Origin of the sequence: Dokdonella fugitiva (assembly GCF_004342425.1) — a bacterium.
In the GTDB taxonomy this organism is placed as follows: domain Bacteria; phylum Pseudomonadota; class Gammaproteobacteria; order Xanthomonadales; family Rhodanobacteraceae; genus Dokdonella_A; species Dokdonella_A fugitiva.
Window position 1 is genome coordinate 74578 of the sequence record NZ_SLWQ01000012.1, and the last position, 8501, is coordinate 83078.

At 70.3% G+C, this 8501-nt stretch carries 8 protein-coding genes; 1 reads left to right on the forward strand and 7 read right to left on the reverse strand.

All coding sequences use genetic code 11. The features are described from left to right. Positions 1-343 precede the first annotated feature (343 nt). The 7 genes from EV148_RS16850 to EV148_RS16880 all read right to left on the reverse strand — a co-directional run bounded on the left by EV148_RS16850 (position 344) and on the right by EV148_RS16880 (position 7034). A complete protein-coding gene (locus EV148_RS16850) occupies positions 344-3127 on the reverse strand; it encodes a reprolysin-like metallopeptidase (protein ID WP_132000019.1) in 2784 nt (927 codons plus the stop codon). Positions 3128-3321: 194 nt separating this feature from the next. Beyond that, complete coding sequence (locus EV148_RS16855) at positions 3322-3744, reverse strand: molybdenum cofactor biosynthesis protein MoaE (protein WP_132000020.1); 423 nt, start codon at positions 3742-3744, stop codon at positions 3322-3324. 11 nt (positions 3745-3755) lie between these two features. Next, a complete protein-coding gene (locus EV148_RS16860; RefSeq protein WP_132000021.1) occupies positions 3756-3995 on the reverse strand; it encodes a MoaD/ThiS family protein in 240 nt (79 codons plus the stop codon). Then, positions 3992-4477 carry a cyclic pyranopterin monophosphate synthase MoaC gene (gene moaC / locus EV148_RS16865; RefSeq protein ID WP_132000022.1) on the reverse strand — a complete coding sequence of 162 codons (486 nt, stop codon included), beginning with the start codon at positions 4475-4477 and terminating at the stop codon, positions 3992-3994. Before moaC ends, EV148_RS16860 begins: the two co-directional genes overlap by 4 nt. After that, complete coding sequence (gene moaA, locus EV148_RS16870) at positions 4478-5530, reverse strand: GTP 3',8-cyclase MoaA (protein ID WP_132000023.1); 1053 nt, start codon at positions 5528-5530, stop codon at positions 4478-4480. Beyond that, positions 5530-6291 carry an MBL fold metallo-hydrolase gene (locus tag EV148_RS16875; RefSeq protein ID WP_132000024.1) on the reverse strand — a complete coding sequence of 254 codons (762 nt, stop codon included), beginning with the start codon at positions 6289-6291 and terminating at the stop codon, positions 5530-5532. The genes moaA and EV148_RS16875 overlap by 1 nt, the downstream gene beginning before the upstream one ends. Continuing rightward, positions 6288-7034: a 3-deoxy-D-manno-octulosonic acid kinase gene (locus EV148_RS16880; protein ID WP_132000025.1), complete on the reverse strand. Its 747-nt coding sequence runs from the start codon at positions 7032-7034 to the stop codon at positions 6288-6290. The genes EV148_RS16875 and EV148_RS16880 overlap by 4 nt, the downstream gene beginning before the upstream one ends. Before the next feature lie 70 nt (positions 7035-7104). Here EV148_RS16880 and EV148_RS16885 point away from each other — a divergent pair, with 70 nt between their 5' ends. Next, positions 7105-8184: a glycosyltransferase family 9 protein gene (locus EV148_RS16885; protein ID WP_132000026.1), complete on the forward strand. Its 1080-nt coding sequence runs from the start codon at positions 7105-7107 to the stop codon at positions 8182-8184. Positions 8185-8501 lie beyond the last annotated feature (317 nt).

An 8501-nucleotide genomic window follows, 5' to 3' on the forward strand; every position in this document is an offset into this window, starting at 1 on the left:
ATTCGTTCCCGACGAATTGGTCGAACCCGCGAAACGGTTTGACCCGTTTACACACTTTCCAGGCGTGCTCCTTCAACCACTCGGACACCTCTCCGTTGCGAATGCGGTGAACGAGATCCGCCGCATGCGCTCCCGCTCGGCGGGTCGCGCAGGATACTAGCAGGTACAGGTGCTTACAAGGGCGCGCGGACACGGGAGGGCCTGGCGCGGCGGGCACCGGCACGCGCGGCTGCGCTGCAGTCTCGCTGGTGCGGGGGGCGCGCTCGATGGAGTTGCATCGACGGTGACGTGGCCGTCGAGGCTTGTCCCACGAGGGTTTGCTGCCACCGTCTTCCGTCGTCGCCTAGAAGCCGAGGTCCCGCACGGGTTGGACCGCTGCGCCGTTGCCATCGAAACCATCGGCGAAGATGACATCGTCCGCGCAGCTCACGCCCACTTGGGTCACGTTCGCGCCGGCGATCGCGCCGCTGCCGTTGGCGACCGAGCACACCTGCCCCGTCGGCTGCGTGCCGACCGTGACCACGTACGCCGAGCCGTCGGCGAGCGCCAGCGGGAACGTGAACGATCCGTTCGTCGCGATCGGCAGCGTCTGGGCGCCGGCGTCGAGTGAGAGCGAGAGCCCGCTGCCGGTCAGCCCGGCGACCATGCCGCCGACCGTGTAGCTCGCCCCACCGGTACACGTGACATCGACATCGGTGATATTCGCACCGGTGAGCGTGCCGTTCGCATGCGCGAGCGTGCACGCCTGCCCGACCGGCTGCGACGAAATCATCGCCGTGTACACGCTGGCGTCGGCGAGTGCCGCCGGGAACGTGTACGCACCATCGGTCGCGATCGGGAATGCCGCGCCTCCATTGAGCTTGAGCTCGAGGCCGCCGGCGACGAGGCCGCTCACGTGGCCGCCGATCGTGTAGGTCGGGGCGGGCGCGGTCGTGCACGCGATCGAAACATCGGTGACATTGACCGCGCCGATCGCACCGCTGCCGTTCGTCACGGCGCAGGACTGCGCCGGGTGCGCAGGCGACGCGCTCACGCTGACCGCGTAGTTCGTGCCACCGGCGAGCGCGACCGGGAACGCGAAGCTGCCGTTGGCGACGACGGCCATGTCGTTGCCGCCGTTGAGCTGCAAAACGAGGCCGTCGCCGGCGAGCCCGGAGACGCTGCCGCCGACCGTGTAGGTACCGGCCCCGGCAGGTATCGTGAAGTCGGCATCGGAGATGTCGAAGAAGATGTTGCTCGCGCAGGCGACGCTGACGCGGGCGCGCGTCGTCGCGATGGCCGGCACCGTCACGCTGGCGCTGCCGGAGTTGGCGACGCCGCTCGCGAGCGTGTACGGGAACGTCTGGCCACCGTCGGCGGACAGCGCGATGTCGACCGTGGCGCAATTCACCGGCGCGGCCGTCGTGTTGGCAACGTCCCAACCGACCGATTGCGAACTCGCCTGTGGCCACGATACCGCGGTGTTCGGCGCCGTCACCTGGAACGGCCCCGCGCTGGCGACGACGTTGACGGTCACGTCCTCGCTCTGCGTCGTGCCGCGCGCCGGGCGCTGGTCGCGTACGGTCATGCGGAACTTCAGCGCACGCGTGGTCGTCGGCAGCGTCTCGCCCGGCACCGCGCTGCCGGTCAGTACCGTGGACAGCTTCGGGAACATGCGCGCGCCGCTGACGGTGGGCGGCCATGCGCGGAAGATCGGGCTCGAGCCGTTGTCGCCCACCGCCAGCGCGGCGGCCGGGCCGATATCCCATTCCTCCCATGAGTACGTCACCGTGTCGCCCGCATCGGGGTCGCTCGCCGAGGCGCTCAGGACGAACGGCGTGCGCGCGGGGATCGTGTACCCGGCCGGCAGGCTGCCGGTGTCGATCACCGGCGCTTGGTTGTCGTTGACGACATTGACCGAACAGTTGCCGCCGGCGTTCGTGTACGCGTTGATCTGCTGCAGGCTGATCGCATGGAAATACGGATCGGAATGCGACTGCAGGTCATCGGCGCCGCAGATGCCCGCATAGGCCATGATCGTCGAACCACTGCCCGGCTCGTAGGCGGTCGGGCCGTTGCGGTTGCCGCCGGAACAGAAGTCGCCGACGCCGTTGAACGGGTGGTCGCCGCCGAACTGATGGCCCATCTCGTGCGCGACGTAATCGACGTAGAACGCATCGCCGATCGGGGTCGGCAGGCCAGTCGTGCCGCGCGCCTTGCTGCTGCTGCAGACGTTGCCGAGGCCCGCGACGCCGCCGCTGCCGGTCGTGAACACATGGCCGATGTCGTAGTTGGCGGCGCCGACCACGCCATTGATGACCGACGTGGAATTGTTGATGACGCCACCGCCGTTGCTGCCGAACGGATCGCCCGTCGCGCTCGCATACATGAGCAGGTCGTTGTTCGGCACCAGCGTGAGCTGGATCGACAGTTCCGTTTCGTATATCTGGGTGACGCGATTGATCGCGACGACGGTCGCCGACAGTCCGCCCGCGACGGTGCCGCCGCCGACCGCGGCGATGTACTGGTGGTTGGCCGCGACGGCAGCGCGGTAGACGCGATGATTGACGCCGGTCTGCGTCATCGGCTCGCTCGGCACGAGAGGGTTCGTGTTCGCGCCGGAGCCCTGCCCGTGCACTTCGCAACGGCCCATGCCGCCGGGAATCGCCAGCTCGCTGCGGCGGAAGCTCATGTAGTCGGTCCCGCCGCCGGGCACTTGCGGACGCACGACCCAGATGCCGGACGGGTCGAACACCATCGCCTGGAATCCCATCGGCGACACGTCGAGGCGGACCGGTCGTCCCTGCGCGTCGCTGCCCTTGAAGCTCAGGATGTCGGGATACTTGCGCTGCAGCTCGGGCGGCAGCGTGCCCGAGTCGACGACCATGAAGTCGGCGAAGCCGCCGTTCGGCTGGGGCAACGCGACATTCGTCGCGATGCCGCGCTCATGCGCGGCCTCGAGGTACGCAGCAATGTCGCGCGTGTCGAGCGAAAGTGCCCGGTAGGCGGCCGGATGGGGTGCATCGGGTGCGAGGTTGCGCGCAGCGACATCGTGCCAATACGCCTCCGTCGGCCCGGCGAGCGCCGCGCCGGCGGCGGAAAAACCGAGTACCAGCAGCCACGCTGCCTTGATCGAATGCTTGTTCACTCTCGCAAACCCCCAGTTGCACGCGGACGACACGCCCGCGCCTGCACCGCCTGCGGGGCACGCCGCGCATTCCCCGATCCGGCGACGGTAGCAGGAGATGCACGGCAAGGGTTCCGCCGCGGGAACGACGCAGGCGGCATGGGTTCCGCCGCGAGAACGACGCAGGCGGCATGGGTTCCGCCGCGCGACGGAGTTCACTCGGGATGCAACCAGCCGGATTCGCCGTCGGCGTAGTGCTCGTTCTTCCAGATCGGCACGCGCCGTTTCACTTCGTCGATGATCCAGCGACAGGCGTCGAATGCGGCGCCGCGATGGTCGGCGCTGACGCCGACCCAGACGGCGAGGTCGCCGATCGCGAGGCTTCCCACGCGATGCACGCAGCGCGCCTCGCGGACGCGAAAGCGCGCACGCGCTTCCTCGAGGATCGCCTCTCCTTCGGCGAGCGCGAGCGCGGCATACGCCTGGTAGTCGAGGCGATGCACCGCGCGACCGTCGTTGTGGTCGCGCACCCAGCCCTCGAAACTCGCATAGGCACCGGCCGCCGCATGGTCGAGCGCGGGACGCTCGGCGGCGACGTCGATCGGCGTCTCGCTGAGGCGGAAACGTGGGTCCGTCATGCGCGCGCCCCTCATCCGCCGCTGACCGGCGGCAGGAACACGATCTCGTCGCCGTCGGCGAGCGGGCGATCGACGTCGACGAATGCACCGTTGACGGCGACGCGCAGGCGTTCGAGCGGAAACGCGAACCCGTGCGCGGCGGCGACTTCGGCGTAGAGCTCGCGTGGCGTGCGCGCGGCACTGTCGCGGGTTTCCGCGCCGCGACCGGCGCGATCGGCGAGACTGGCGAAATACAGCAGCTTCACGTTCATCGCGCGCGCCCCGCGTGCACGTCGCGCTTGCCGCCGCGCTTCTCGACCAGGCGCACGCCGTCGATGACGATCTCGTGCGAGAGCGCCTTGCACATGTCGTAGACGGTCAGCGCCGCGATGCTTGCGCCGGTCAGCGCCTCCATCTCGACGCCGGTCTTGTGGCTGAGCGCGACCGTGCAACGCACGAGCAGCTCGTCGCCGCCGTCGAACGCGATCTCGATGCGGCAGTGCTCGACCGGCAGCGGATGGCAGAACGGGATGAGTTCGTGCGTGCGCTTGACCGCCATCGTGCCGGCGATGATCGCGGTGTCGACCACCGGCCCCTTCGCCGACTGCATGCCTTGCGCGCGCAGCGTGCGCGCGACCGCGGGCGGAAAGCGCACGCGCGCCTCGGCGGTCGCCTCGCGGCGCGTGACCGCCTTCGTGCCGACGTCGACCATGCGCGGCCTGCCCTCTTCGTCGACGTGCGTGAGCTTGCCCATTCAGCCTCCGATCGAATACATCTCGACGCGCTCGCGCTGCGCGGCGGTCGCCTCGCTGCGCGCCTCGCTGTAACGGTCGCCACGCGCGCGCCATACCGCGCCGACGAGACCGGCGAGCGCGGCATCGTCGGCGCCCGCGCGCAACGGCGTGCGCAGGTCGCACCCGGTGGATGCGAACAGGCAGGTGTACAACCGCCCGTCCGCCGACAGGCGCGCGCGCGAGCAGTCGCCGCAGAACGGCTCGCTCACCGAACTGATGAAACCGATCTCGCCGCCGCCGTCGGCGAATGCCCAGCGCCGCGCGACCTCGCCACCGTAGTTGGGTGCGAGCTCGACCAGTGGCCAGCGCGCGGCGATGCGCGCGCGCAGCTCCGCGCTCGGCACGACGAGATCGCGGCGCCAGTCGTTGCAGGTGCCGACGTCCATGTATTCGATCAGGCGCACGATGTGGCCGCTGCCACGGAAGTGTTCGAGCAGGCCGAGCACCTGGCCGTCGTTGGTGCCACGCATGACGACACAGTTGATCTTGAGCCGGGTGAAGCCGGCTCGTTCGGCCGCGGCGATCGCCGCGATCACCTCGGCGACCTCGCCGCGTCCGCCCGACATCGCGCGGAACGTGTCCGGATCGAGCGTGTCGAGGCTGAGCGTGATGCGGCCGAGCCCCGCCTCGCGCAATGCGTCGACGTGCGCCGCGAGCAGGGTGCCGTTGGTGGTCAGGGCGACGTCCTCGATGCCCGGGATGGCTGCCAGCGCGCGCACGAGCACGGGCAACTCGCGCCGCAGCAGCGGCTCGCCCCCGGTCAGGCGCAGCTTGCGCACGCCGAGCCCGGCGAACACGCGCGCGAGCCGTTCGATTTCCTCGAAGCGCAGGCGCTCGGCCTTGCGCAGGAACTCGTGGTCGCGCGGGTACTGCTCCTCCGGCATGCAGTAAGGGCAGCGGAAGTTGCAGCGGTCGATGACCGAGATGCGCAGGTCGTGCAGGTGGCGCCCGCGCGCGTCGAGCGGCGCCGCGTGCTCGGCACCTTCGACGCGGACCGGGATAGGCGCGCCCATCAGGCGGCTCCCGGCAACGCGCGCGCGAGCGGCGGCGCGAGCGCGACGACGTCGCCGCGGCGCGCGACGCGCAGGCCGTGGCGCTCCATCGCCACCGCGTCGGCCTCGCTGGCGTAGTGGTAGAGCATGAACCGTCGCAGCAGGTCGGCCGGATATTCGCGCGCGAGGTCGTCGAGGCCGGTGTGCGAGGGATTGCCGTGCAGCGCGCAGTCGTGCGCGACGAGTTCGCCGTCCGACGCATGCTGCGCGAGCATCTCCGGTACCGGGCGCGTATCACCGGTCCAGACGAAGCTGCCGGCGAGCGCGAGGCCGAACGAGGAATTGGGCGCGTGATGGCGCGTCGCGAACACGTCGAACCAGAGGCCGTCGCACCAGAAGCCGCGCGAGCACGGCACGAGGCGGAAGCCGTCCCAGAAATTCGCGCCGCCTTCGGCGAGCACCTGCGGGTAGTCGGCGACGCGCGCCTGCAGCAGCGGCACCAGCGCGGCGTGCGCGTGGATGCGCGTGCGCCCGCGCAGCGCCTCGTCGAAATAGGTGCGATAGAACAGCCGCTCGAGGCCAGCGACATGGTCCATGTGCGTATGCGTCACGTACACCGCGAGCGGCGGCCTGCCGTAATGATCGAGGTAGGCCGACAGCGCTTCCGCACCGCAATCGATCATGAGCAAGGGCTCGCCGTCGCGCTCGAGCACCCCGCAGGCCGAGCCGAGTTCGGGCGCCTGCGCGCTGCCGACGCCCAGGAAGCGCAGGGCCAGGTTCACGGCGCGGGCTCCGGTCCGGCGAGCGCGCGTCGCGCCATCGCATCGTGGTAGGCGGCCAGCAGCGGATGCCAGAAGCGCGGCTCGAAGCCGTCGAGGCGACCCGCACCGAGCTTCCGCAGCGAGCGCAGCAGGCGCGCGAGATTGGCCTGCTGCCAGGAGAAATGCGGCTTGCGCAGGCGGCCGCGGTCGAAGTCGATCAGACTGACGCCACCGTCGGCGGCGACGAGGATATTGTGCGCATTGAGGTCCGCATGGCATGCGCCGGCGAGGTGGAAACGCGCGATCGTGCCGCCGATGCGCTGTGCGAGCAGCGCGTCGATCTCTCCGCGCAGGAGCCGGGCGGCGAGCGTCTCGGTGCCTTCGATGCGCCGCGTGAGCAGGTCCGCGCGATAGCCGAGGCCGTCGCGGCGATAGCATGCGGCGACCGGCAGCGAAACCGGAAGGTGCCGGTCGGCGAGGCGCGCGAGCAGGTCGAACTCGCGGAACGCGCGCGTGCGCGCCGCGCCGGTCCAGACGTACACGTCGGCGCTCAGGCGCGCGGCGAGCCCGCCGCGATGGTAATGCCGCAGCGCACACGCGCCGGCCGGCGTGTCGACGAACACGACGCCGCCACGGCCGCCCGCGGCGCGGCCGAGCAGGCCCCAGTGGGCCGCGTCGAACCACTCGACCGTGGGCACCGCGCCGAGCGCGGCGTCGTAGACGATCGCACCGTCGGCCGTCGATTGAACTTGCGCCTCGATCATGCGTCTGCCAAGTTTCCACCTCTTGCGCCCGGCCCGGCGCGCTTCGTCCGTAGATGGTAGCAAGCACCGCATGGAACAAGTTGCAACCGCCGGTACCGAACCGGCATCGCTTTGCCTGTTGCGCACCTCGGCGATCGGCGACGTCACCCACGTCGTGCCGATGGTGCGCACGCTGCAGGCGCATTGGCCCGGCACGCGCCTGACCTGGCTGATCGGCAAGCTCGAGCACAAGCTGGTCGGCGACCTGCCCGGCGTCGAGTTCATCGTGTTCGACAAGCACGCCGGGCGCGCGGGCCATCGCGCGGTGCGCGAACAGCTCGCCGGCCGCCGCTTCGATGCCCTCCTGCACATGCAGGTCGCCATGCGCTCGAACCTGCTCAGCCTCAGCGTGAAGGCACCGCTGCGCATCGGCTACGACCGCGCGCGCTCGAAGGACCTGCACGGCCTGTTCGTGAACTGCCGCATCGCCGCGCGGCACGGCCAGCACGTGCTCGACGCGATGGCGAGTTTCCTCGAGCCGCTCGGCCTGCGCCAGACCGAGGTGCGCTGGGACATCCCGATCCCCGACGAGGCCCACGCGTTCGCCGAACGTCACCTGCCCGGCGACGCGCCGACCCTGCTGGTGAGCCCGGTGTCGAGCCATCGCCTGCGCAACTGGCGCCCCGAGCGCTATGCAGCGGTGATGGACCACGCCGCGCTGACGCTCGGCTGGCGCGTCGTGCTGTGCGGTGGGCCGAGCGCGTTCGAGCGCGAGTTCGCCGACGCGATCCTTGCCGGCATGGGCACGCGCCCGATCGATCTCGTCGGCAAGGACACGCTCAAGCAGCTGCTCGCCCTGCTGCAGCGCGCGACGCTCGTGCTCTGCCCCGATTCCGGCCCGATGCACATGGCCAATGCGGTCGGCACGCCCGTGCTCGGCCTGCACGCGGCGAGCAACCCGGTGCGCAGCGGCCCCTACTCCGACCGCCAATGGTGCGTCGATCGCTATGATGCCGCCGCGCGCAAGTTCCGCCGCAAGCCGGCCGATGCGCTGCCGTGGGGCACCAAGCTCGAGTACCCCGGGGTGATGGACCTGATCGAAGTCGACGACGTGCTCGAGCGGCTCGCCGCGTTCGATGAACGGCGCTGCGGAGCGGCCGCGCCGGCCTGATCCGGTTGAATTGGCCGCGAGAGCCACGTATCATCCGCGGCCCGCTCCGGAGCGCCAGCTCCGGGATTGGGACAGCCCGCAAGGGCTGGCCCCGAGCGCGAAGCGCGAGGGGTGAGCATCAGGATGATGCGAACAATGCGCCGGCGAGGACTCGACCCTCGCGTCGCCGGCAGGTTTCCTGGAGAGGTGGCAGAGTGGTCGACCAATTCGCCGGGAGCGAATTGGGACAGCCCGCAAGGGCTGGCCCCGAGCGCGAAGCGCGAGGGGTGAGCATCAGGATGATGCGAACAATGCGCCGGCGAGGACTCGACCCTCGC